This window comes from Acutalibacter sp. 1XD8-36, from assembly GCF_009917525.1.
Classification (GTDB): Bacteria; Bacillota; Clostridia; order Oscillospirales; family Acutalibacteraceae; genus Acutalibacter.
Map to the genome: position 1 here is coordinate 386,487 of NZ_QZDU01000001.1, position 23,430 is coordinate 409,916.

The window sequence follows — 23,430 nt, forward strand, 5'->3', positions numbered from 1 at the left end:
GCCTAAGGCATGATTTAGCCCTTAATGGAGCCGACCATTATGCCCTTGAGGAAGTAGCGCTGCAGGAACGGATAAATAGCAACGATGGGCACGATTGATGTAATCATGGTAGCCATAGTGATGGAACGCACATTGGTCTGCTTGCCCTTTGAAGCCTCGCCCGCAAAGCTTGCTGCGCCGGCTGCTGCCATGCGCTCTGCAAAGGCCGCCTCACTGATAATGCTTAACAGCACAGAGGTCATGGGCTTGAGGTCCTGGTTTGTAATATAGATGTTGGGCATAAACCAGTCGTTCCAGTGATACACGCCAAAGTACAGAGCGATGGTCGCAATGATAGGCGTGGAAACAGGCCAGTAAATTTTAAAGAATATCGTGATATAATTCGCACCGTCAATACGTGAGGACTCCTCGAGGGCGTCCGGCACGGACTGGAAGTATGAGCGCATCAGAATCATGTTCCAGATGTTCACCAGGTTGGGGATTATGTACACCAGGAAATTGTTGCGCAGGCCCAGGGTCTGGATAAGGAAGTAGGTGGGAATCAGGCCGCCGCCGAAGTACATTGGTATCAGGCAGAAGAACGTATAGAACTTCCTGAACACAAGGTTCTTACGTGAGAGGCCAAAAGCCATGGCGCCGGTAACCACCAAGCCGCCCGCCGCACCTAAAATAGTCCTTGCGAAGGTTATGCCGTAGGCCTTCCAGATGGTGGGATTGGTAAATATCTGCTTATAGTTCGCAATAGTGGGCACGCGGGGGTAAATTGATATGCCGCCCAGAATAGTGTCGTCCGCGTGGTTGAAGGATATGGCAAGAGAGTTGAGGAAGGGATAAAGCGTTGTCACGAACACTACTACCATGATTACAACCATGGAGATGATTATGACATAATCGCTTACCACTTTCTTTTCTTTCATTCTATGCTTAGATTCTTTAATACCAGTCATTATGGGGTTCCCCCTTTCTCTTTATTGTGGAGCTTAGAACAGGGCGTTCTCACCGGCCTTATCGGCTATGGTGTTGGCGACCAGCAGCAGGATGAAGTTGATAATAGACTTCAGCAGGCCTGCGGCAGTACCGTAGGATACACGGCCCAAAGAAATGCCCATACGGAAGATGTATGTATCGATAACATTAGCATATTCCGTCAGAGCGCCAATGGACAGCTGCTTGGTAAGCATCATGATTTGGTCGAAGTTCGCGTTCAGGATGCCGCCCACGCTCATAATGAAGAGAAGGATAATGGTGGGTTTGATTGCCTTGATTGTGATATGCCACATCTTCTGGGCGCGGGTAGCGCCGTCGATGTCGGCAGCCTCATACATCTCAGCGTCAACACCGGCCATAGCGGAGATGTAGATGATGGAGTTCCAGCCCAGTTCCTTCCATGTGTCTGTCACAAGGGCCAGACCCCAGAAATACTTGCCGTCCTGGAAGAAGCCTATAGGCTTGTCGATAAATCCGGCAGCCATCAGCATCTCATTGACAGCGCCGCCGTCGGTTGACAGGAAGTCGAACATCAGCAGCGCGCAGACGGTCCAGGAAATAAAGTGGGGCAGATAGCTAACAGTCTGGATAGTTTTTTTGATACCCTGGTTCTTCATCTCGTTAAGCATAACGGCGAAGATTATGGGGCAGACGAAACCGATAGTCAGCTTCAGAAGGCTGATTACAAGGGTGTTGCGGAGAACTTGGGGTATGGCGCTGTCGGTAACCAGCGATATGAACTGCTTAAAGCCCACCCATTCGCTCTGACCGGGGAAGTCGCCAACACGGAACTCCTGGAAAGCCATTACAAGGCCGTAGATCGGTATGTAGCTAAACACGAACAGCAGCAGGATTCCGGGCAGGACCAGTATCTGAAGGTCCCACTGTTCCAGCGCCTGCAAAAAGCCGCTCTTTTTCTTCTTCGGTGTTTCTGCTACCTTTGGATTAGTCAATGCTCATCACTCCCATTGGCTTTCCTGAAGGGAAAGCCATTTTTGATTGTGGGGGCATGCCCCCCAAAAAATCGATCCGGACTTACTGAAAGATCCTTAGCTCTCCCTCCCTATACAAGTAGTAGTTGGTTGGACACAAGGAGAGAAAACCTCTCCGGAATCATGCAATATAACAAAAACAAACAAGTATATCGCAATCTTCCGTAGCTATAATAACATATCGCCCACTAAAATGCAAGCACAATTTGAAATTTTTATTAAAAAATTGTGAATCTTGCCATGCAACTCAAACAACATAACGGAAACCCACATAAATTCCTCAAGATTTTAGGCTTATTGCCAATTCCCCGGGGGTTCTTCCTCTGCCCTGACGGACTTAGGTAGATTTTACCAAATTGCCGCAATTTGCTTGCTATTTTGGCGGTTTTAGAGTATACTGGCATTGTTTGGTAGGCCATACTAAAAATAATATAGCAAAGAGAGGACGGAATCATATGCCATTCATCGATGTAAAGGCCAGCTGTGAAATCACCGCCAGCCAGGAGCTCAGCCTGAAAGAGGGCTTGGGAGAGGCCATTGCTAAAATACCCGGCAAAAGCGAGAGCCGGCTGATGCTCTGTTTTCAGGGAGGCCAGCATATGTGGTACGCCGGAAAGTCCGACGGCCCTACTGTCATGGTGCACACCGCTATCTACGGCACCACCACCCCGGAGGCTGTTGAAGCCTTCGGTCAGGCTGCTGTCAGCCTGATGCGCGAGGTGCTTGGCGCTGAAAATGTCTATCTGCGCATGTCCCAGGGCACCGACTGGACTTTTTGACCGCACTGGTTTTAAACGGTTTCAATAATACCACAAAACATTTCGTTTGCACAGTTACAAAATTGCTACAATTTCCAAATCCTAGAAAGGACGTGTAAAAATGCCATCAAAAAAAGTCGCCATCATAATGGGCAGCGACAGCGATATCCCCGCCGTAACCCCGGCAAAAAAGCGCCTGGAGTCCCTGGGAATACCTGTTGAGGCCCATATTTTCTCTGCCCACCGGACCCCTGCCGCCGCCGCTGAGTTCTCCAAGAACGCCCGGGCAAATGGCTTCGGCGCAATTATCGCCGCCGCCGGAAAAGCCGCCCACCTGGCCGGAGCCCTTGCTGCTCAGACCACCCTGCCGGTCATAGGAATACCAATTAAGTCATCAACGCTTGACGGCCTGGACGCTCTGCTGTCAACTGTTCAAATGCCCAGCGGCGTACCTGTAGCCACTGTCGCCATTGACGGCGCGGACAACGCGGCACTGTTAGCCGCCCAAATACTGGCAGTAAATGACGACGGGCTTGCCGGGAAGCTCCAGCAGCTCAAGGACGAGATGGGCCGGGCAGTTGCGGAGAAGGACAGCACTTTGCAGGACAGACAGTGGTAAATACAAACGACTTTTAGAAAGGACGAGCCATTTATTATGAAGAAAACTGTCATGAGGAAGTATGCTAAGCTAGCCGTGCAGAAAGGCGTGAACCTTCAGAAGGGGCAGGCAGCCGTAATTCAGGCCAGCGTTTCAGAGCATGAGTTTGCCGAGATGGTGGCGGAGGAGGCCTATAGGGCCGGGGCCAAGTGGGTGCGGATGGAATGGACGGACCAGACCGTTACCCGGCTCCACTACCGCCACCAGACCTTAACTGAGTTGTGCAAGGTAGCGGACTGGACCGTGGAAAAGATGAAGTTCACCGCCAAAGAGCTGCCCTGCATGATCCACATCGCCTCCGCAGACCCGGACGGCATGAAGGGGATAAACCCCGCCAAAATGCAGAAGGCCATGATCGCCCAGAGCAAGGTGTTCAAGCCCATCCGGGACCAGATGGAGAGCAAGTACCAGTGGACCATAGTGGCCGTGCCCTCACCCAAGTGGGCCAAAAAGGTCTTCCCCGGGGAGCGGACAAGCACAGCCGTGGAAAAGCTCTGGGGCGAGATACTTAAGGCGGTCCGCGTCACCGAGGACAACGACCCCGTTGTCGAGTGGAGCTCCCATAATCAGCGGCTGGCCGACAAATGTGAAAAGCTCAACGCCCTCGATCTGGAGTACTTACACTATCAGGCCCCCAACGGCACGGACTTCACCTGCTGGCTGATACCCGGCCACAGATGGGTTGGCGGCTGCGAGACCCTTAAGACCACCGGTGTGGACTTTAACCCCAATATGCCCAGCGAAGAGGTCTTCACCTCCCCTCTCAAGGGCAAGTGCGAGGGTACTCTTGTGGCGACGCTGCCCCTTTCATACCAGGGGGTGCTTATCGACAGCTTCTCCATGGACTTTAAGGACGGCAAGGCTGTAGCCGTCCACGCCGGCGAGCACCAGGAGCTGCTGGAGCGCATGATCACTATGGACGAGGGCGCCTGTATGTTGGGCGAGCTGGCACTGGTGCCCAACAACTCCCCCATCTCCAACTCCGGTGTGCTGTTCTATAACACCCTCTTTGACGAGAACGCCGCCTGCCACGTCGCCCTGGGCCGCGGCTTTAACGAAACTTTGAATGGCTTCGCCAATATGACCGACGAGGAGATAAAGGCGGCCGGTATCAATGACTCCATGATACACGTGGACTTCATGATAGGCTGCAAGGAGCTTAACATAACTGGACATACCAGAGACGGCAGGGACGTTGCCATATTTACAGACGGCAACTGGGCCATTTGATTTGGAGGAATACTTATGGAAAGCAATTTGACCAGTCCGCAGGAAAATCATCTGAAAAGCTATAGCGACAGCTATGCCGCCGCCGGTGTGGACGTGACAGCAGGATATGAGTCTGTGGAGCTAATGAAAAAGCACGTCGCCCGAACGGTAATACCGGGCGTTGTATCTGGTATTGGAGGCTTCGGAGGGCTGTTCAGGCCGGAGCTCTCGGAAATGGAGGAGCCCCTGCTGGTGTCCGGCACGGACGGCGTTGGCACGAAGCTGAAAATAGCTATGCTTTTAGATAAGCACGACACCATCGGCATTGACGCTGTTGCAATGTGCGTCAACGACATAGTCTGCTGCGGGGCTAAGCCGCTGTTCTTCCTGGACTATATAGCCTGCGGGAAGAATTATCCCGAAAAGATAGCTCAGATTGTCTCCGGCGTGGCCGAGGGCTGTGTGCAGGCCGGATGTGCGCTTATAGGCGGCGAGACTGCCGAGCACCCAGGCATGATGCCTCTGGAAGACTATGATATAGCCGGATTTACCGTCGGCATTGTGGACAAGCCAAAAATGATAGACGGCAGCAGGTTATCCCCCGGGGACGTGCTTATCGGGGTCAAGTCCTCGGGCGTACACTCCAATGGTTTTTCCCTGGTGAGGAAGGTTTTCGGTATCGGCAAGATGGAGGATAGCGGCGAGTCCCTTGTGGGCGCGGCAATGGGGCTGGCTGTTTCAGTTGCAAAGATGCTCCACAATGATACAGAAATTGTAAACAGGCACTATGACGAGCTTGGCTGCACTTTGGGTGAGGCCCTGCTGACCCCCACACGCATTTACGTAAAATCAGCACTGGCAGCCATTGAATGTGCTGATGTGAAGGCCATCAGCCATATCACTGGGGGTGGGTTTTATGAAAATATCCCCCGTATGCTCACTCCGGGGCTCACTGCCAAGATAGAGAAGGCCGCCGTGCCTGTGCTCCCCATCTTTAACTTGATACAGAAGACCGGCAATATCCCCGAGCATGATATGTTCAATACCTTTAATATGGGCGTTGGCCTCTGTATGGCGGTCTCTCCTGATACTGCGGATAAGGCTCTTGAGTCTCTCCGCTCCGCCGGTGAGGACGCTGTTGTTCTGGGCGAAGTAGTTCCGGGTGACGAGGGGGTGCTGCTATGATAAAGATTGGCGTGCTGGTCTCTGGCGGCGGCACGAACCTACAGCAGCTGATAGACGCCCAAGCGGCAGAAAGGCTTGGCGGCGGGAAAATTGTCACCGTCATATCCAGTAAGCCTGAGGTTTTTGCCCTGGAGCGGGCACGCAGGGCTGGTATTGAGGCGGTCACTCTCAGCCGGAAGGAGTACCCGGACGTTGAGGCCTACAGCCAGGCGCTCATATCCGCTCTTAAAAAGCGCGATGTAGAGCTGGTGGTGCTCTCGGGCTTCCTGACAATTACCAGCGACAGCTTTGTAGAGGCTTTCCCCGACTGCATTATGAACGTACACCCCGCGCTGCTGCCAGCCTTTGGCGGCAAAGGCTACTATGGCCTGCATGTGCACGAGGCCGTTTTACAGCGCGGCGTTAAGCTCACCGGGGCCACTGTGCACTTTGCCAACGAGGTATGCGACGGCGGGCCCATTATCCTGCAAAAGGCTGTTGCGGTTAAAGAAGATGACACGCCTGAAATCCTCCAAAAACGCGTGATGGAGGAGGCCGAGTGGCATCTGCTGCCCAAGGCAGTAGAGCTGTACTGCAGTGGGCGGCTCAGCGTTCAGAACGGGATAGTCCATATCAAGGAGTAGAAATTACACTATGCTTACGGAAAACGCCGTAATAGAGCATGTGCGCCTGGACACACCAATTTACATGACGGGGCTTAGCCTCGTAGCCTCCGGACTTCCACCAGCATTTGAGAGCCTTGGCCTGCTATGGGACAGATTTCATAATAATGAAAGCATCCCGGACACCGTTGACCCTCCTGTGGAGATAGGTGTCAGCATAAATAATAAGGATTACCTTGTAGGCTGTCAGACACTCATTCCGGGCCAGGGTTCTGGCCTTACCTCATTTACTATTCCTGTGGGGGACTATATAAAAGGCAGTTTTTCCGCCGGCTCCTTTGGCGAGCTGGTAGATGAAAGACTGCAGACTATATGGGAGGATATGTCCCGCTGGGCCGGTGAGCATGGTATTGTCTTGTCTGACAGCTTCTCCGTGGAGGTCTATCCTCAGAACTCTGTAAACCTTGAGCGGCCCGAGATGTACTGCCTGTGTCCGATAAAAGGAACCGATTTGTGAAAGGAGCCAGCCAAATGAAACCTATCAATATTTTTGAAGACCTGAAGGGGAACACCTATCCTGGCCGCGGCATTGTCATCGGCCGCAGTGAGGATGGCTGCCATGCTGTCACCGCCTACTTCATCATGGGCCGCAGCGTCAACAGCCGCAATAGGATATTCGTTGCCGAAAGCGAGAACATGCGCACACAGGCCCACGACCCTGCCCTGCTCACCGACCCCTCGCTGGTAATATATTACCCTGTGCGCACCTTTGACGGCGGCATAATCGTCACCAACGGCGACCAGACCGATACCATCTATAACCTTATCTGCTCCCATCCTGAATGCGTAGCCCCCGGCTATTTTGTCCGCGCCCTGCTTACCCGCACCTTTGAGCCGGACCCGCCCCTCTATACCCCCCGCATTTCCGGCATTATCGACTATAAAGACGGCGGCTACTGGCTGTCCATCTTAAAGAGCACTGACGGCGACCCCGCCGCAGCACAGCGTCAGTTCTTCTCCTATGAGCCTATGCCGGGACTGGGCCACTTTATCCATACTTACAAATGTGACGGTGACCCGGTGCCCTCCTTCGAGGGGGACCCCAAGCCTGTATCCATCCTGGGTGACATCGATACCTTCACAAACAGCCTTTGGGAAAGCCTGAATGAGGACAACAAGGTCTCCTTATTTGTCAGATATATTGATTTAGAAAGCGGCGAAGCTGAAACCAGAATCATCAACAAGAACAAATAAATACTATATTACTTTAGTAAAGAAAGGTCGTGCCTTATGGCTAAGGAAATCTCTCTTAAATATGGATGCAACCCCAATCAGGTACCCTCTCGCATATTCATGCAGGATGGCGAACTTCCCGTGCAGGTGCTCAACGGACGCCCCGGTTACATCAACTTCCTGGACGCCTTCAATAGTTGGCAGCTGGTACGCGAGCTGAAGACCGCTACAGGCCTGCCCGCCGCAGCTTCATTCAAGCATGTTAGCCCTGCCGGAGCGGCGGTGTATGTACCCCTGTCCGACACTCTCAAGAAAATATACTTTGTAGATGATTTGGAGCTCTCCTCCATAGCCAGCGCCTATGCCGCCGCCCGTGGTGCAGACCGCATGTCCTCCTATGGCGACTGGGCCGCGCTGTCAGATGTGTGCGACAAGGAAACAGCCACTTTGCTGGCCCGGGAGGTCTCCGACGGTATTATAGCCCCCGGCTACACCGACGAAGCCCTGGATATCCTCAAGACTAAGCGCAAGGGTAACTATAATGTGGTACAGATAGACGAAAGCTACGTGCCCGCCCCTATCGAGCATAAAGACGTGTTTGGCATTACCTTCGAGCAGGGCAGGAATGAGCTGAAGATAGATGAAAGCCTGCTTGAGACTCTGCCCACCGCCAACAAGTCCCTGTCGGACAGCGCCAAGCGAGACCTTATAGTGTCTCTTATCACATTGAAGTATACCCAGTCAAATTCCGTCTGCTATGTGAAAAACGGGCAGGCTATCGGTGTTGGCGCAGGCCAGCAGAGCCGTGTGCACTGCACAAGGCTAGCCGGAAATAAGGCAGACAACTGGTATCTGCGCCAGTCCCCCAGGGTGCTCGAGCTCCCCTTTAAGCCGGACATCCGCAGGCCGGACCGGGATAACACCATCGATGTATATATTTCCGACGACTATATGGACGTGCTCGCTGACGGACAGTGGGAGAACTTCTTCACTGAGAAGCCCGAGCCCTTCACACGTGAACAGCGCCGCCAGTGGCTGGACGGCATGACCGGCGTAGCCCTTGGAAGCGACGCCTTCTTCCCCTTCGGCGACAACATTGAGCGCGCCCACAAGTCCGGCGTAGAATTCATCGCCCAGCCCGGCGGCTCCATACGTGACGACAATGTTATAGAGGTCTGTGACAAGTACGGTATCGCCATGGCCTTTACTGGCATCAGGCTGTTCCACCACTAATGCGCAGAGCCATATTCTGGGACTTTGACGGCACTCTTACCACCGGGGAACCCAGTTGGCGCTCCTGCATGGTAATGGCTCTAGGGCCGTTAGCAGAGCGGTATGATGTGACTGAGGAAAAGCTCCGGCCATTCCTGAAAAGCGGCTTCCCCTGGCACCCGAACGGCGACAGCAGCCTTACCGGAGAAGATTTTTGGCTGGTACTGCTCGACAAGTTTTCTGCGGCCTTTGAGGCCCTCGGCGTTCCAAAAGCCGAGGCTCGGAATGCCGCGCTGGAAGTGCGCAATATCGTACAGGACGCGACGCTGTATCATGTACGGCCCGACGCGGCGGCTACACTGGCAGTCTGTGCCTTTAAGGGCTATAAAAATTATATTCTCACCAACAATTTTCCAGAGTGGGAAAACCTGCTCATTCAGCTTGGCCTGCGGCAGTTTTTCTCAGGGATAATTAACTCCAGTGTAGCCGGCGCCTGCAAGCCTGATGAGAGAATATTCCGTATTGCCGAGCGTATCGCCAACTTCCCGTCACTCATCTGGATGGTGGGCGATAACCCTATAGCAGATATACTCGGCGCTAAAAATGCGGGCTGGCATGCGGCGCATATCACAAAGCCCGGGACAAAAAGTTCCGGGGCCGATGTCACCGTTACGTCACTCAGCGAACTGCTCAAATTTCTGTAACCTTCTGAAACTTCTGAAAGGATTGATAAATATGGATATTTTGGTGATAGGCAGCGGCGGCAGGGAACATACTATCGTCCGCAAGCTCCGAGAGAGTCCCCGCGTAAGCAAGCTCTACTGCGCCCCTGGCAACGGCGGCATCTCTGCCGATGCCGAGTGCTGCAATGTAGACGCTATGGACAAGGAGGGTATGCTGGCGCTGGCAAGAGAGAAAAATGTAGACATGGTATTTGTTGCCCCGGATGACCCGTTGGGAGCCGGTATGGTGGATTTTTTGGAGGCAGGCGGCTTCACCTGCTTCGGGCCCAATAAAAAGGCTGCAGAGATAGAGAGCAGCAAGGTATTCTCGAAGAATCTCATGAAGAAGTACGGCATTCCCACGGCCGGTTATGAGGTCTTTACCTCACCTTCAGAGGCTCTGGATTATATTAGAAGCCAGGGTAAGTACCCTGCCGTTATCAAGGCCGACGGTCTTGCAGTGGGCAAGGGTGTCACCCTTGCCCAAAATGAGCAGGAGGCGGCTGAGGCCCTGCACTCTCTCATGGAGGAAAGAAAGTTCGGCTCATCAGGCGACCGGGTTGTGGTAGAGGAGTTCCTTACCGGGCCTGAAGTCACTGTGCTGGCTTTTACTGACGGTCATGTCGTGTATCCGATGGTGAGCTCTATGGACCATAAGCGGGCTTATGACAATGACATGGGCCCCAATACCGGCGGCATGGGTACTATCAGCCCCAGTCCCTTCTATACCGACAAGATAGCGAAGGTGTGTATGGACACAATCTTCCTGCCCACTATGAACGCCATGAACGCCGAGGGCCGCAAGTTCAAGGGCTGCCTCTATTTTGGTATCATGCTCACCCCTGACGGCCCCAAAGTAATAGAGTACAACTCCCGCTTTGGCGACCCGGAAACCCAGGTGGTGCTCCCCAGGCTTAAGACTGACCTTGTGGATATCATCGAGGCTGTAGCTAATGAGAAGCTAAGCGAAATAGATGTGAAGTGGTCGGACGAAGCCTGCGCATGTGTGATAATTGCAAGCGGCGGATATCCTGGCAGCTATGAGAAGGGAAAGCTTATAAGCGGGCTTGATGAGAACGGTCAACTTGACGGCGCAACAGTCATACACGCGGGCACAAAGCTTGAGGACGGTAAGTTCTATACATCTGGCGGGCGTGTGCTCGGCATTACAGCCAAGGGCGCGGACCTCCGTGAGGCTTTGGACAGAGCCTATAAGTCTACCGAAAAAGTGTCATTTGACGGGGCTTTTTACCGAAAGGATATTGGGAGTAGATGCTTTCTCTCATAATTTATAAGGAGCAGCTATATGTCATGGCAAATTGTTAAAATAATCGCCATTATATCAATGACTCTTGACCATGCGGCTTCTACATTCATAACCCAGCCTTTTCTCATAGAACAGTTGGGTATGAGCCTAACTGTTTCTTCGTATACCCTTCGTGTAATGCACTCTCTAGGGCGCATTGCCTTCCCTCTCTACTCATTTGGCATTGCCCAGGGCTGTACATACACTAAAAACCGCAGTAAATTTCTTCTGCGGCTGCTGGTGTTCGCTATATTGGCAGAAGCACCCTTCCAGCTTGCACTTGGAGGGCTGGGTATGGTGCGCTTACGCCTCTGGCCCCTCCCCATGAGCAATGTGCTGTTTACCTTACTGCTCGGTGCTGCCTGTTGTTTTATCTGGGATTTCTTCTCTAAGAAGAAGCTAGCGTGGGTTGCAGTCTTCCCAATTATCGCCCTGGTTCTGCTGGCAGAGATGCATCATACGGACTATGGCGGTTTAGGTGTGCTTTTCGTGCTCTTGCCCTACCTGTTCCAACAGAAAAAGTGGAAACTTACGGCACTTAGCGGCATGGTGCTAGTCTTATACCTTGCCAGCCCGTTGATAATGCGTTATACTCTACATTGGAGCTACCTTTTCTGTGCCTTGGGAGCTGTGGGCATTCTGGCACTGTATAACGGTCAAAAGGGACGGCAGAACAAATTCTCCCAATACTTCTTTTATGCCTACTACCCGCTACACCTGCTGCTGTTCTATGTGATAAACCAGTGGATAGGCCCCATTGATATAGACTGGGACCGAGTGCTCCCATAACAGACCTAGAAAGAAGGTCCATCTATGAATTCCTGGCAGAATGTACTGCTGACAGACTCCGGATTTTTCGACCCCTTTGACCTCGGGCGGCCTCTTGCACCCATAGTGGAGGGATTATCCCGCATGGTAGACAAGCCTTTTTCCAAGGCCCGGGTGTTGTTCATACCAGTTGCAGCCTGTGATGACGAATCCCGCCAACTGGCTGATATCCTTCGGTGGGAGCTTGAGAATCTGGGGTTTCTGCCCGGGCATATCACTTCCTATGAAATGGATGGCTCCATCAGTGAATCTGCTATACTTGATTTTGACGTGATGTTCTTCACCGGCGGATGGTATGAGCACCTTTTGAAGCAAATAAAAGCTTCGCATTTTGAGGAAATAATAAAAAAATTCGTGTTCTCCAATAAGGTCTACGTGGGGGTCAGTGCTGGCAGTATAATTGCTACCCCAAATATTATGGGCTGCTATGGCGGCGCGGAGAACGAGGAAACCGCCGCTCTAGGGCTGATTCCTGCCTACATAGACTGCCACTGCGACCTCAAGCCTGATTTGCGCCCTAAGCAGCTCCCTCTTCCCCATATTTTGCTGCATTTTAACCAGGCCTTGGCTGTCAGCTTCGATGGATTCCAGCTGCTGGAGGACCTTGAGGCCTGCCACTCTATTGACTGGACATACCCGCCCAGATTTGGCGTTGAGGTATTCCGGCCTATTGACTAAAACATCTTGAAAGGATAATATTTATCATGAATGCACCAATTACATTTGCCATCGCCGGCTTCGGCGACCGGGGCAGCACCTACGCCTCCATGCAAAAGCTCTTTCCCGACCGCATGAAAATTGTAGCTGTTGCCGACCTAAACCCTAACAAGGTAAAAAAGGCCCAGGAGCTCTATAATATTCCCGAAGAAAACTGCTTTGCCAGCGCCGAGGAGATGTTTGCAAAGGGCAAGCTTGCCGATGTTGCTGTTGTATCCACTATGGACCGGCAGCATGTGGGCCACGCTATACCAGCCCTTGAACTGGGGTACCATGTGCTTATGGAAAAGCCCATTTCCCCTGATTTGCAGAAATGCTGTGAAATACTTGAGGTATCCAAAAAACTCCCGGACCAGCATATCATACTCTGCCATGTTTTAAGATACACCAATTTCTATAATAAGTTAAAAGATATTATTAGCGCAGGTAAAATCGGCGATGTTGTGTCAATCTGCGCAAATGAGAACGTGGGGTACTGGCATCAAGCCCACTCCTTTGTGCGGGGTAACTGGCGTAACTCCGATGAGACCAGCCCAATGATTCTGCAGAAGTCATGCCATGATATGGATATCCTCACCTGGCTTGTGGGAAAGAAGTGTAAGTCAGTATCATCTGTAGGCGGCATTCACCTGTTCAAAAAGGAGTGTGCTCCTGAAGGCTCCACCGAATACTGCCTTGGCGGCTGTAAGGTGAAGGACCAGTGTATTTTCGACGCTGAAAGGATTTACATTACCGGCGAGAAGACCGGGCTCATGCATGGCGGCAACTGGATAAGCTCTGTTCTCAGTGTGGAAAATACGGTCGAGTCCACCTATGAGGCCCTGCGCCACGGCCCCTACGGCCGCTGTGTTTACCATTGCGACAACAATGTTGTAGACCATCAGCAGACCAATCTCCTGATGGAAGATGGTACGACCATCCAGTTTACTATGTGCGCCTTCACCGAGGACTGCTACCGCTACTTCAAGGCCATGGGCACTAAAGGCGAGATAGAGGCCGACATGAAGTCCAATATTATCCGCATCCGCGTGTTCGGCAAAGGCGAAGAGGTAATCGACCTAAAGGCCCTGTCCAGCGACCTGAAGGGGCACGGCGGCGGCGACAGCGGCATTATTGAGGATTTCCTTAACATGCTCATTGATGGAGCTGAGCCTACAGAGCGCACCACCACCCTAGAACATTCAATGGAAAGCCACTATGTGGCGCTGGCAGCAGAGGCCTCACGGCTTAGAGGCGGGGAACTAATCGATTTAGAGGAATTTCGGAAGAATTAACATCCAGTCTCCATAATTTGAGTATAAAAAGACATGGGCACTTGGCTCATGTCTTTTTTTATTCTTTATTCGATTGGCTTCATCGTGGGAAACAGCAGCACATCCCTAATAGATGTTGCTCCTGTGAGCAGCATTACCAGCCTGTCCACGCCCATGCCCATACCTCCGGTAGGAGGCAGACCATACTCCAGTGCTGTCAGGAAGTCCTCGTCCACGTCGCAGGCCTCGTCGTCACCGGCGGCCTTCTGAGCGGCCTGGGCCTCAAAGCGCTGGCGCTGGTCGATTGGGTCGTTGAGCTCGCTAAAGGCGTTGGCGTACTCGCTGCCGCAGATAAACAGCTCAAAGCGCTGAGTATACTCCGGGTTTGCCGGGTCCTTCTTCGCCAGGGGCGAGATGTCCACCGGATGGCCTGTAAGGAAGGTTGGCTGTATGAGCTTGTCCTCGCAGTATTTCTCAAAGAACAGGTTCAATATCTCGCCCTTCTTATGCCTCTGCTCGTATTCAATATGGTGCTCGTCCGCAAGACGGCGGGCCTCCTCTATGCTCTCTACCTGGGTGAAGTCCACCCCGGCGTGCTGTTTCACAGCCTCTACCATGGATATCCTGCCGAAAGGCTTGTCAAGGTCTATCACCACGCCGTTCCGCTCCACGGTGCCGGTGCCAAGCACCCTGTGGGCCACGAAGCGGATAAGGTTCTCGGTCTGGTCCATCATGCCGTTTATGTCGGTATATGCCTGATAGAACTCCAGCATGGTGAACTCCGGATTGTGCCAGGCGTCCATGCCCTCGTTGCGGAAGTTGCGGCCGATCTCATACACCCGATCGAACCCCCCCACTATCAGCCGCTTCAGGTGCAGTTCCAGGGCGATGCGCAGGTACATATCCATATCCAGGGTATTGTGGTGTGTGATAAAGGGCCGCGCCGCCGCGCCCTCCGCCTGGGTGTGCAGCACCGGGGTCTCCACCTCCAGAAAGTCCTGGCCGTCCAGGAACTCCCTTATGGCGCTGATTATCTTGGTGCGCTTTACGAACACCTCCCGGGACTCCGGGTTCATGATAAGGTCCAGATACCTCTGGCGGTAGCGGGCGTCGGTGTTTGTAAGGCCGTGGTACTTCTCCGGCAGGGGCAGAAGCGCTTTTGAGAGTATGGTCAACTCCATGGCCTTTACCGATATCTCCCCCCGCTGGGTGCGGAAAACCTCGCCTTTTACGCCTACTATGTCGCCGATGTCCAGAGCCGCCTGCATGGCCTTATAGGCTTCCTCCCCCATCTCGTCTATCTTCGCATATATCTGCACACGCCCCGTGCTGTCCTGCAGGTCCATGAAGGCAACTTTGCCCATACCTCTGCGGCTCATTATACGCCCAGCAACGCTGACCTCTTTGCCCTCAAGCTCCTCAAATTTGTCAAGTATCTCCTGAGCCTTTCTGTCCACGTCAAAGCGTGTATGCAGGTACGGATCATTGCCCTGCTCCTGCATATTGTTGAGCTTATCCCGGCGTATCTGTAGAATCTCACTAAGCTCTTGCGGCTGCTTTTCCGCCATCTTTCCCTCTCCCTTTCCTATATTATATGTGCTGCTATAAAAAATCAGTTTATGGCATTGACAACATATGTGGCCATACCCGCGGGGGCTTCAACAACCACAGTCTGGTTCACCACCGCACCGATAAGCGCCTGGCCCACTGCCGATTCGTCAGAAATTTTGCCATTGCGTGGGTCGGCCTCGTTGGAGCCAACTATGCGCAGTGTACGCTCACTCTGCTTTCCATTGGGGGATGTTACGCTCACATCAACAGTGGAACCGATATGCACGGTCTCGTTGCCCAGAGCCTCCTCATCTATTACAACAGCATTTTTCAGCATCATCTCTACATCGGCAATGCGTGCCTCAACTACAGCCTGGTCGTTCTTGGCTTCGTCATACTCGCTGTTCTCAGACAGGTCTCCGAAGGACAGGGCAACCTTTATCTTCTCCGAGACCTCCTTGCGCCGCACCATTATCAGGTAGTCGCGCTCTTTCTCCAGGTCCTTTAGGCCTTCCTTGGTAACAAAAAACTGCTTCTCTGCCATGCTTGCATTTTCCTTTCCGTAGCGGCTATGCCGTTCTCATCTGAATATTATACTATCCGGGCGCTAATTTGTCAAGCAAAAAGGCCGGACACCAGGTCCGGCCTTTTCCATACTTACTGTTAGGTGTAGCAGAAATATATTGTGGTGCCCAGTATACTGTCATAATAGCTGGTATACACCCCGCTGCCGGAGATAACTCCATTCTGCCCGGTGACATTGGCAGGACAGGTGCTGCCGTTCTCAAGCACATATCTGGCGTTCTCTATAGCTTTCTTCGTCGGCGTATAATTTATCATGCCGTTATACACCGGGCCATACTGTCCGGGCTGGTATATTACCTCCCTGATAGTATTTGGGAAATACTTGCTTTTCACACGATTTAACACCACGCTGCCCACCATCCTCTGGACCCAGTCAGGTATCCAGTCACAGCCCGCCTCAGCGTTGATTATCCGGGCCAGAAGGTCAAGGTCCTCCTCGGTGTATGAGGGCTTGGGGCGCTTCGCCGCCTCAATCGCCGCAAGTATCTCCTTTGCCGTGGTATAGTCGGTGAAATAGGTGGTCTTAGCATAGGACATGTTCAGCTTTTCAATCTTCAAGTTGCGCTGCTGTTCGTAGATAGCGCCAACCTGCATGGCGTATGCGCTGCCGTCCTTCAGGGCGCGGAGCATCATCGTCATGTAGTCCACATCAGGGTCGTAGCCGGTTACGGTGATGTAGTCGCCAAGACCCCCGCTTTTTGCCGATGCGCTTACGCTCAGCATGGGCATTACCGCCAATGTAATTGCCAGTACTGCCGCCAGAAGTTTCTTCTTCATATGAGCACGTTCCTTTCCTTAGGGGACGATAGCTCGTCCTCTGTATTTCAGTCTGGGCACATGTTTGGAGTATATGTTTTTGCTGGATTATTTATGCAAAAACCTTTCCAAAATTTTCCATATGCCAAAGACTAACGGCTCATATTCTACCACCGGCAGGCTGATTTTATTGTCGAGTTTACTGGGCGTACTCCATGTCCGCCGGTGTCCAGTTTTTAAGCACCTCCAGCATATCCTTTGCAACTTCCCTGGCTCCCGGCAGGTCATGCTCAAGATAGTTGCCGCACTCCTCACGCCTGCTGCCTGGAATAATATCATCGAACTTCGAGATAAACTCAAATGACTCCTGTACAAGGGCTATGGCCTGTTCCTTACTCACACTGTCACGAAGGAGCATATAAAAACCCGTGCGGCAGCCCATTGGCCCAATATAAATGACGCTGCCGCTGAGCTCCGTGTTCCTGGCATAGGTTGCAAACAGGTGCTCAAATGTATGCAGCTGGCCGTTATTCAGATAGTCGCCCATATTGGGCTTCTTCATGCGAATATCATATGTTATCACACCGCCGTCTACCCTGGATACGTACATACCCTTCTCCAGTTTGTCATGATTTACTGTAAAGCTAGCTATAGTTTTCATATTATACATTTCCTTTCTACGTTCTTTAGTGAGATTATAGCACGTAAATGTATAAATGTCCACACCCTATGCAGGACTCACAAAAAGTTTTTCCCATTGACATCTAAACTTGTTCGTGCTACAATATATCTCAAAGTTTTACATATTATGGAGGAGATTAGACATGAGCGAAAATCAGCCGGTAAAAAAGATGGAAATGCCCCTCTCCATGCTTCTGCTGGCGGTACACGTCGTCCTGAACTGGCGCAGGCTCCCGGGCCTGCTGAACTTTAGTACCGACATACCTACTGGAGTGGTCGGGACCGTTACCTTTGGAGCCGGCGGGGTCATAGGAATCCTGAGCTATCTTGCCAACGCCGCCGTCACACTGATACCCATAGCCCTGCTGGTGCTGGTGTCCCTGTCTGCAATGAAGCATAAGCCTGTGAGAAAGGCCGCCAGCCTGCTGTGTATTGTACTGGGCATTGCGTTTATTGTGATATTCGGCATCAGTGTCTATACCAACTTTATCATAATGCAGAGCGATTTCTATGGCTTCTTCCCCCACGCCGGGGACGTGGCGGCACTGCTGGTATACGGCCTGGGCATGATACAGATAGGCTCTAAGCTCAGCAAGGACACGCTGCGCCCAAAGATGCGCTCCTATGGGATACTCTTCTATTACCTGATGCTCGCGATAGCTATCTTTGTTATAATGCCCGCGTTCATGGATACGACCATCAGCATCAGCGCCGGGAATATCCTCGGGAACATCATGCTCATTGTCGCCGGGTTCTACCTGCCTGCCACCCTTCTGGAGGAGGGCAAAAAATCCACCCCAGTGAATATAGTCAACCTGTTTGTGAGCGTATTAGCGGTCATCGTCATACTTTCGTTTGGCGACAGGATAGGCTACTCCTCCTATGCCGACAGCCACCAGATGCCCGGCGTCACTACAGTCACCTGCCCGGTCTGCCATAAGAAGTTTACCGATAAGGGCAATAAGGACAGCATTGCCTACAGCAATATGTGCAAATCCTGCCGGACCAGCTATAAGGCTACTAAGGACGCCCTGGGCTGGTAAGCTGATACAGAAAATAAAAGGCCCCCGGAGAGTATCCGGGGGTTCTCTCATGCCAGCGTCTTTACCATAATATAGTCGTCCATCACGAACCCGCCGCCGATATCCGTCACGGCGCTCTCCACTGTCTCAAAGCCCCAGTGCTCGTAGACCTCTTTGGCGTGGGTATTGCCTTTATTCACCGTCAGGCGTATCCTCGAAAGCCCCAGCCTTCCCGCCTCACGCTCCGCCAGCTCAAAGGCGGCATGGGCCGCGCCGGTGCCCTTCATATTTGGCAGAAGGTAGAGCTTGCTCAGAAAGAGCTCCTTTCGGCCCTCATAGTTTGGCGCAAAACCCATGAAGCCTCCAGGCCTGTTATCGCCGTATATTATGTAGTACACATAGTTCTGTTCCTTCATCTGCTGTACTACAGCCTGCGGCGACAGGAACTTTTCTACCATATAATTGATTTGTTCGTATCCCAGCAGCTCACTGTAGGCCTGCTTCCACGCCTCCTTTGCCAGGCGGCAGAGCGTATCTATTTCCTCCGGCGTGCTCATCAGTTTTAGCTCAATATCCATCAGCCATCCTCCTCAGTTGAAAGCTCGCTGTAGTTGCCAAGGAAAGAAAACCTTGGCAGCTCGGCGTTCAGGGCACAGATTAGATTCAATGTATCCGGGTCATGTATACTGCCGGTAAAGTCCAGATAGAAGTCATACTCGAAGGAACGGCCCGGAATCGGCCTGGACTCTATCTTTGTCAGGTTCAGGCCATGGGTAGCAAAGCGGCGCAGCACGCTGTGCAGAGAGCCCGTAGTATGTGCCAGGGAGAAACAGAGGCTTATCTTATTGGCTCCATTTGGCAAAACCGGCTTCTTATAGACCGCCACAAACCTGGTAGTGTTATTGCGGACATTCTGGACCCCCCGCTCTATGATGGTAAGCCCATACCGCTTTGCCGCATCCTCCGAGCAGATTGCCGCAAGTCCCGCTTCCTTCCGCTCCGCTACAGCCTGGGCCGCGGCTGCGGTATTGCTGTATTCCTGAGCTTCAAGGCCCCGGGCCGCGATTAGCTCCGAGCACTGGGCCAGGGCCTGTGGATGAGATATTGCCTTAGTTACTGGCCCAGGAGCAGCCGTAGCCAAACAGTGCTCCACCCGGATATCTACCGCGCCAACAATGTAGAATCTATACTGCAAAATCAGGTCATACACCGCTGTAACTGACCCTGCCGCCGAATTCTCCACCGGCACCACTCCCAGCGCCCCTTTCTCTACCTCCCGAAACACCTGGCTAAACTCAGGCACGAACGTGATATCCCCGTCATCAACAAGCCTGCTGGCGGCCTTGTGGGAATAAGCCCCGCCCACGCCCTGGCATACCACCCGGCCCACAGGACTCGGAAGCTCACGGTCTGCGGTACGCTCCAGCCTCCGCAAATCTGAATCCCCGCCTATTATGGCATGCTCGCGGTCCCGGCTGATAGCCATGATAGCCCGGTAAAAAGCCGCGGCGCTCTGTCCCAGCTCTCCTGCCTGGCGGCTCACTCTGTCGATTATCTCCTGCTCTCTGGCGGCATTGCGTACCGGAGCTCCGGCTTGCTGCTTCAAGGCTCCCACACGCTCCACACATCCCATTCGCTCTAAAAACAGCGGCAGCAGCTGTTTGTCTATCCGGTCTATCTCCCGGCGCTCCCGGGCCAGCTTCTCCTGAAATTCCTGTTCTTTCATACTTAAAATTATGCCTCCCTATTTACTATCTTACAGCATCCTGCTCTGGGCCAGCAGGTCCAGCGCGGCTATACTAGCGGCCGCCTCCACAACCGGGGCCGCCCTGGGCACAACACAGGGGTCATGCCGCCCGGTAACGACCAGCTTCGCGTTAGTATGGGTGCTAAGGTCCACCGTATCCTGTTCCCGGCTTATAGAGGACGTAGGTTTGAATGCTGCCCGGAATATCAGGGGCATTCCATTAGTGATTCCGCCTAGTATTCCTCCGGCATTGTTGGTGCGGGTCCTGACGGAGCCGTCTTCAGACACATACATTGAATCGTTGTTCTCGCTGCCCCTTGAATCAGCCACAGAAAACCCGGCGCCAAACTCCACACCCTTAACTGCCGGTATACCAAAAGCAATAGAAGCAATGCGATTTTCCGCACCGTCAAAGATAGGGTCTCCGGCCCCAACAGGCATACCCAGTATAGCGCACTCCACTATGCCCCCCACACTGTCCTGGCTGAGCCTAGCCTTTTCAATCGATTGGCGCATACTCTCCCTGGCCTCCGGGTTGATGACTGGGAAATACTCACTGCTGAGCCTGTCCAACAGCTCCCTAGAGACCTCTGTTGGATGAAAGGGCTGGTCGTTTATTTTCGCCCCGGCTATTTTCAGCACATGGGCGCCCACAGTAATACCGCGCCTAGCCAATATCTGCCTTGCAACCGCCCCGGCAAACACCAGCGGAGCCGTAAGCCGCCCGGAAAAGTGCCCGCCCCCGCGTACGTCCTGGTGCCCGCCGTACTTGACCTCGGCTGTATAGTCCGCATGCCCGGGCCGTGGCAGAACCTTTAATTGGCTGTAATCCTTGGAGCGCTGGTTAGTATTCTCGATCATCGCGCACAAGGGCGCACCGGTAGTGACATCGTCCAGCAGGCCGCACAGCACCTGGGGCTGGTCGCTCTCCTTACGAGTTGTGGCAGTCTTGTCCTGTCCCGGTGCACGGCGTGCCATCTGTGCCAGGATTTCGGGCAGCTCTATTTTCTCCCCTGCCGGCAGACCCTCAATGTTCACCCCAATTGCCTGGGTATGGCTCCCCCCGAATATTGATATCCTGATACTATTACCCCAACTGGAAGACATTTGCTATACCTCCTAATCTACGGTACTCGTCAAAAAAAGTTGGATAGGTCTTATTTATGCTGTACGCGTCCGTAACCTCCACCGGCGACTCGCTTCTAAGACCAGCCCCTGCCAGCGCCATAACTACCCTGTGGTCATTACAGCCCTGAGCAAGCCCGCCGCTTAGTCTCTCTACCCCATTTATTATGAGGGTATCCCCATCCTCAGAGGCTCTGCCGCCAAGGGCATTTATGGCCTGCTTCATGGCCTCCAGCCTGTCGCTCTCCTTTAGGCGCAGACGCCCTGCGTTCTCAAAGCGGGTTTCTCCGCGACTCAGCGCCGCGCATATTGCCGCCGCCGGGACCATATCTGTGATATTCGATACATCCAGCCTCTGACCTCTCAAACCGCCGAACGGCTCTCCGGCGTGTAGATTCTGCGCCACCAGCTCGTCACCTTCCCAGCGGATGTCAAGTCCAAAGCCGCCAAATACCTTGATACATGCCCGGTCGCCCTGCAAAGAGTCCGGCCTAAGGCCGCCCATACGCACCTTGGCCCCTATAGGTGAAAGCGCGGCTATATTAAGGAAGAACGCCGCCTGAGACCAGTCGCCATCCACCTGATAGGCCGGGCTCTCGTAGCTCTGCCCTCCGGGTATCTGCCAGCCTCCTTCAATGGCCCGCACAGTAACGCCAAAGTTGCGGAGCACGTCCATCGTCATGTCTACATATCCTATAGACTCCAAAGGAGAGGTCAGTATAATCTCGCTGTCCCCCTCTAAAAGTGGCATAGCCATAAGCAGTCCGGTCACAAACTGGGAGCTGATGTTTCCCGGCAGAGTAAACCTGCCTGAAGTTAAGCGCCCCTCTATAATAAGCGGCAGGCCCTGGCCCTCCGATTCATTTTTAAAGCTCACGCCGTGGGCGGGCAAGAGGTCCGCATACACGCCAAGTGGCCTCTGCGGCAGACGCCCCCTTCCAGTAAACCGCCATCTGCCGCCCAACGCGGCGGCAATAGGGATAATAAACCGCAGCAATGAGCCGGACTCGCCGCAGTCCACCTCTCCCCCATTATCAGCACAGAGTATCTCGGCAGCTCTCATTGTAAACGTGATATCATCGCTGTCAAACAGGTTGGTTATCTCACACCACCTGCCGCTTGTACGCATTGCCAGCGCCCCACAGAGCAGCGCGCGTATAGCGGCGGATTTGCTGGGCGGCACGGTAAGGCTCCCGCCGGAAAAGGCAGAGCCGTAGCTTACATGGTCCATATATATTCTCCTTCATAACGCCGGTTATCCGTCTTATTATACCAGCTTTTTATGTTTCTTGCAAGAAAAAACAACACTCAAAGTCTTTATAGTCATTGCAAACCTATACCGGTTATGGTATGATGTGTACAATTCACTTACCCCTGGAGAGGAGGATATCTGTGCCCAAAATCTCAGAGCCTGACCGTAGGAATCCCTGGTATAGGGATGACGACCAATCAATACTTGAGGTTTTTGACGTAAGTGCCGGAACCCGGACGGTACTAAAGGAATTTGACTACCTTATTGAGGCCCCTAACTGGTCCCCGGACGGAAAGTTCCTGACTTATAACAGCAGCGGCCGTATCTACCGCTTTGACCTTGATACCCGCGAGAGCCATGAGGTATTCACTGATTTCGTTACCCGCTGCAACAACGACCACGTTCTGTCCCCGGACAGCTGCAGTATTGCTGTCAGCCACGGTACCAAGGAGGACGGTCAGTCCAGGGTTTACACCGTCCCGCTGGCCGGCGGCGTTCCCAGGCTTATAACCCCTCTTGCCCCCAGCTACTTGCACGGCTGGTCCCCGGACGGCAAGACCCTTGCCTACTGCGCGGAGCGTGGCGGCGAGTTTGATGTCTACACCATCCCTGTTAATGGCGGCGAGGAAACCCGGCTCACCGATGCACCAGGCCTTAACGACGGCCCGGAGTATGACAGCGCCGGGGAATATATCTGGTTTAACTCCGTGCGTTCAGGGCTCATGCAGGCCTTCCGTATGAGGGCCGACGGCTCTGAGCAGACTCAGATGACCTTTGACGAGGAGTGGAACACCTGGTTCCCCCATATCTCCCCGGACCGGAAGCTGGTTGTAATGCTGTCCTACCATAAGGGCGATTTGGAGCCTTGGGAGCATCTGCCCCATAAGAACGTGGCGCTTCGTCTGATGGATGCCGGCGGCGGCACTGTGCGCACCATCGCCGAACTGTTCGGCGGGCAGGGTACAATCAATGTAAACTCCTGGGCCCCTGACAGCAATAGGTTTGCCTTTGTGAGCTACCGTATACGCGAATACTAAAACATATTATAT

25 protein-coding genes are annotated in these 23,430 nt (G+C 53.2%); 15 read left to right on the plus strand and 10 right to left on the minus strand.

Translation table 11 applies throughout. The annotated features are described in order from the left end of the window. Positions 1 to 14 precede the first annotated feature (14 nt). A complete protein-coding gene (locus D5270_RS02235) occupies positions 15 to 917 on the minus strand; it encodes a carbohydrate ABC transporter permease (RefSeq protein ID WP_207709275.1) in 903 nt (300 codons plus the stop codon). 63 nt (positions 918 to 980) lie between these two features. After that, complete coding sequence (locus D5270_RS02240; RefSeq protein ID WP_243150053.1) at positions 981 to 1,940, minus strand: ABC transporter permease; 960 nt, start codon at positions 1,938 to 1,940, stop codon at positions 981 to 983. A gap of 494 nt (positions 1,941 to 2,434) precedes the next feature. Here D5270_RS02240 and D5270_RS02245 point away from each other — a divergent pair, with 494 nt between their 5' ends. The 13 genes from D5270_RS02245 to D5270_RS02305 all read left to right on the plus strand — a co-directional run bounded on the left by D5270_RS02245 (position 2,435) and on the right by D5270_RS02305 (position 13,683). Beyond that, positions 2,435 to 2,758 (plus strand): hypothetical protein, encoded by a 324-nt coding sequence (locus tag D5270_RS02245; RefSeq protein ID WP_161473904.1) that lies wholly within the window; start codon positions 2,435 to 2,437, stop codon positions 2,756 to 2,758. Between the two features lie 100 nt (positions 2,759 to 2,858). Further along, positions 2,859 to 3,356 carry a 5-(carboxyamino)imidazole ribonucleotide mutase gene (gene purE, locus D5270_RS02250; protein WP_166542549.1) on the plus strand — a complete coding sequence of 166 codons (498 nt, stop codon included), beginning with the start codon at positions 2,859 to 2,861 and terminating at the stop codon, positions 3,354 to 3,356. A 51-nt stretch (positions 3,357 to 3,407) separates the two neighbouring features. Continuing rightward, positions 3,408 to 4,625, plus strand: coding sequence for an aminopeptidase (locus tag D5270_RS02255; RefSeq protein WP_166542550.1), 1,218 nt, complete (start codon positions 3,408 to 3,410; stop codon positions 4,623 to 4,625). A gap of 15 nt (positions 4,626 to 4,640) precedes the next feature. Continuing rightward, positions 4,641 to 5,789, plus strand: a complete 1,149-nt coding sequence (gene purM, locus D5270_RS02260) for a phosphoribosylformylglycinamidine cyclo-ligase (protein ID WP_166542551.1) — start codon at positions 4,641 to 4,643, stop codon at positions 5,787 to 5,789. Beyond that, positions 5,786 to 6,412 carry a phosphoribosylglycinamide formyltransferase gene (purN, locus tag D5270_RS02265; RefSeq protein WP_166542552.1) on the plus strand — a complete coding sequence of 209 codons (627 nt, stop codon included), beginning with the start codon at positions 5,786 to 5,788 and terminating at the stop codon, positions 6,410 to 6,412. The genes purM and purN overlap by 4 nt, the downstream gene beginning before the upstream one ends. 10 nt (positions 6,413 to 6,422) lie before the next feature. Continuing rightward, positions 6,423 to 6,908, plus strand: coding sequence for a GyrI-like domain-containing protein (locus tag D5270_RS02270; RefSeq protein WP_166542553.1), 486 nt, complete (start codon positions 6,423 to 6,425; stop codon positions 6,906 to 6,908). A 14-nt stretch (positions 6,909 to 6,922) separates the two neighbouring features. Next, entirely contained in the window at positions 6,923 to 7,645 is a 723-nt protein-coding gene (locus D5270_RS02275) for an IMP cyclohydrolase (protein ID WP_166542554.1), read from the plus strand. A gap of 36 nt (positions 7,646 to 7,681) precedes the next feature. After that, positions 7,682 to 8,857, plus strand: a complete 1,176-nt coding sequence (locus D5270_RS02280; RefSeq protein ID WP_166542555.1) for a phosphoribosylaminoimidazolecarboxamide formyltransferase — start codon at positions 7,682 to 7,684, stop codon at positions 8,855 to 8,857. Next, the gene (locus tag D5270_RS02285; protein WP_166542556.1) at positions 8,857 to 9,540 is read left to right on the plus strand and encodes an HAD family hydrolase; all 684 of its coding nucleotides are present in this window, start codon (positions 8,857 to 8,859) and stop codon (positions 9,538 to 9,540) included. The genes D5270_RS02280 and D5270_RS02285 overlap by 1 nt, the downstream gene beginning before the upstream one ends. Positions 9,541 to 9,571: 31 nt before the next feature. Continuing rightward, entirely contained in the window at positions 9,572 to 10,846 is a 1,275-nt protein-coding gene (purD, locus tag D5270_RS02290; RefSeq protein ID WP_166542557.1) for a phosphoribosylamine--glycine ligase, read from the plus strand. A gap of 18 nt (positions 10,847 to 10,864) precedes the next feature. Continuing rightward, positions 10,865 to 11,653, plus strand: a complete 789-nt coding sequence (locus tag D5270_RS02295) for a TraX family protein (RefSeq protein ID WP_166542558.1) — start codon at positions 10,865 to 10,867, stop codon at positions 11,651 to 11,653. A gap of 24 nt (positions 11,654 to 11,677) precedes the next feature. After that, on the plus strand, positions 11,678 to 12,370 hold the full coding sequence (locus tag D5270_RS02300; protein WP_166542559.1) for a Type 1 glutamine amidotransferase-like domain-containing protein: 693 nt from the start codon (positions 11,678 to 11,680) through the stop codon (positions 12,368 to 12,370). A 26-nt stretch (positions 12,371 to 12,396) separates the two neighbouring features. Further along, entirely contained in the window at positions 12,397 to 13,683 is a 1,287-nt protein-coding gene (locus D5270_RS02305) for a Gfo/Idh/MocA family protein (RefSeq protein ID WP_166542560.1), read from the plus strand. Positions 13,684 to 13,748: 65 nt separating this feature from the next. Here D5270_RS02305 and lysS read toward each other — a convergent pair whose 3' ends face one another. From lysS to D5270_RS02325, 4 genes are all read right to left on the minus strand, one after another. Beyond that, complete coding sequence (lysS, locus tag D5270_RS02310; protein WP_166542561.1) at positions 13,749 to 15,230, minus strand: lysine--tRNA ligase; 1,482 nt, start codon at positions 15,228 to 15,230, stop codon at positions 13,749 to 13,751. A 44-nt stretch (positions 15,231 to 15,274) separates the two neighbouring features. Next, a complete protein-coding gene (gene greA / locus D5270_RS02315; protein ID WP_161473915.1) occupies positions 15,275 to 15,757 on the minus strand; it encodes a transcription elongation factor GreA in 483 nt (160 codons plus the stop codon). A gap of 119 nt (positions 15,758 to 15,876) precedes the next feature. Then, the gene (locus D5270_RS02320; RefSeq protein ID WP_166542562.1) at positions 15,877 to 16,575 is read right to left on the minus strand and encodes a cell wall hydrolase; all 699 of its coding nucleotides are present in this window, start codon (positions 16,573 to 16,575) and stop codon (positions 15,877 to 15,879) included. A gap of 178 nt (positions 16,576 to 16,753) precedes the next feature. Further along, positions 16,754 to 17,215 carry an S-ribosylhomocysteine lyase gene (locus tag D5270_RS02325; RefSeq protein WP_166542563.1) on the minus strand — a complete coding sequence of 154 codons (462 nt, stop codon included), beginning with the start codon at positions 17,213 to 17,215 and terminating at the stop codon, positions 16,754 to 16,756. 163 nt (positions 17,216 to 17,378) lie between these two features. On the opposite strand from D5270_RS02325, the gene D5270_RS02330 reads away from it, so the two are divergent. After that, positions 17,379 to 18,278, plus strand: coding sequence for a hypothetical protein (locus D5270_RS02330; RefSeq protein WP_166542564.1), 900 nt, complete (start codon positions 17,379 to 17,381; stop codon positions 18,276 to 18,278). A gap of 47 nt (positions 18,279 to 18,325) precedes the next feature. Here the strand turns inward: D5270_RS02330 and D5270_RS02335 are convergent, their stop codons facing one another. The 4 genes from D5270_RS02335 to aroA are packed head-to-tail and all read right to left on the minus strand — an operon-like array spanning position 18,326 to position 22,360. Then, the gene (locus D5270_RS02335; RefSeq protein ID WP_166542565.1) at positions 18,326 to 18,835 is read right to left on the minus strand and encodes a GNAT family N-acetyltransferase; all 510 of its coding nucleotides are present in this window, start codon (positions 18,833 to 18,835) and stop codon (positions 18,326 to 18,328) included. Further along, entirely contained in the window at positions 18,835 to 19,983 is a 1,149-nt protein-coding gene (locus D5270_RS02340) for a bifunctional chorismate mutase/prephenate dehydratase (RefSeq protein WP_166542566.1), read from the minus strand. The genes D5270_RS02335 and D5270_RS02340 overlap by 1 nt, the downstream gene beginning before the upstream one ends. Before the next feature lie 30 nt (positions 19,984 to 20,013). Continuing rightward, positions 20,014 to 21,111, minus strand: coding sequence for a chorismate synthase (gene aroC, locus D5270_RS02345; protein WP_166542567.1), 1,098 nt, complete (start codon positions 21,109 to 21,111; stop codon positions 20,014 to 20,016). Beyond that, on the minus strand, positions 21,092 to 22,360 hold the full coding sequence (gene aroA / locus D5270_RS02350) for a 3-phosphoshikimate 1-carboxyvinyltransferase (RefSeq protein WP_166542568.1): 1,269 nt from the start codon (positions 22,358 to 22,360) through the stop codon (positions 21,092 to 21,094). The genes aroC and aroA overlap by 20 nt, the downstream gene beginning before the upstream one ends. A gap of 161 nt (positions 22,361 to 22,521) precedes the next feature. Here aroA and D5270_RS02355 point away from each other — a divergent pair, with 161 nt between their 5' ends. Further along, a complete protein-coding gene (locus tag D5270_RS02355) occupies positions 22,522 to 23,418 on the plus strand; it encodes a TolB family protein (RefSeq protein WP_207709276.1) in 897 nt (298 codons plus the stop codon). Positions 23,419 to 23,430: the final 12 nt, after the last annotated feature.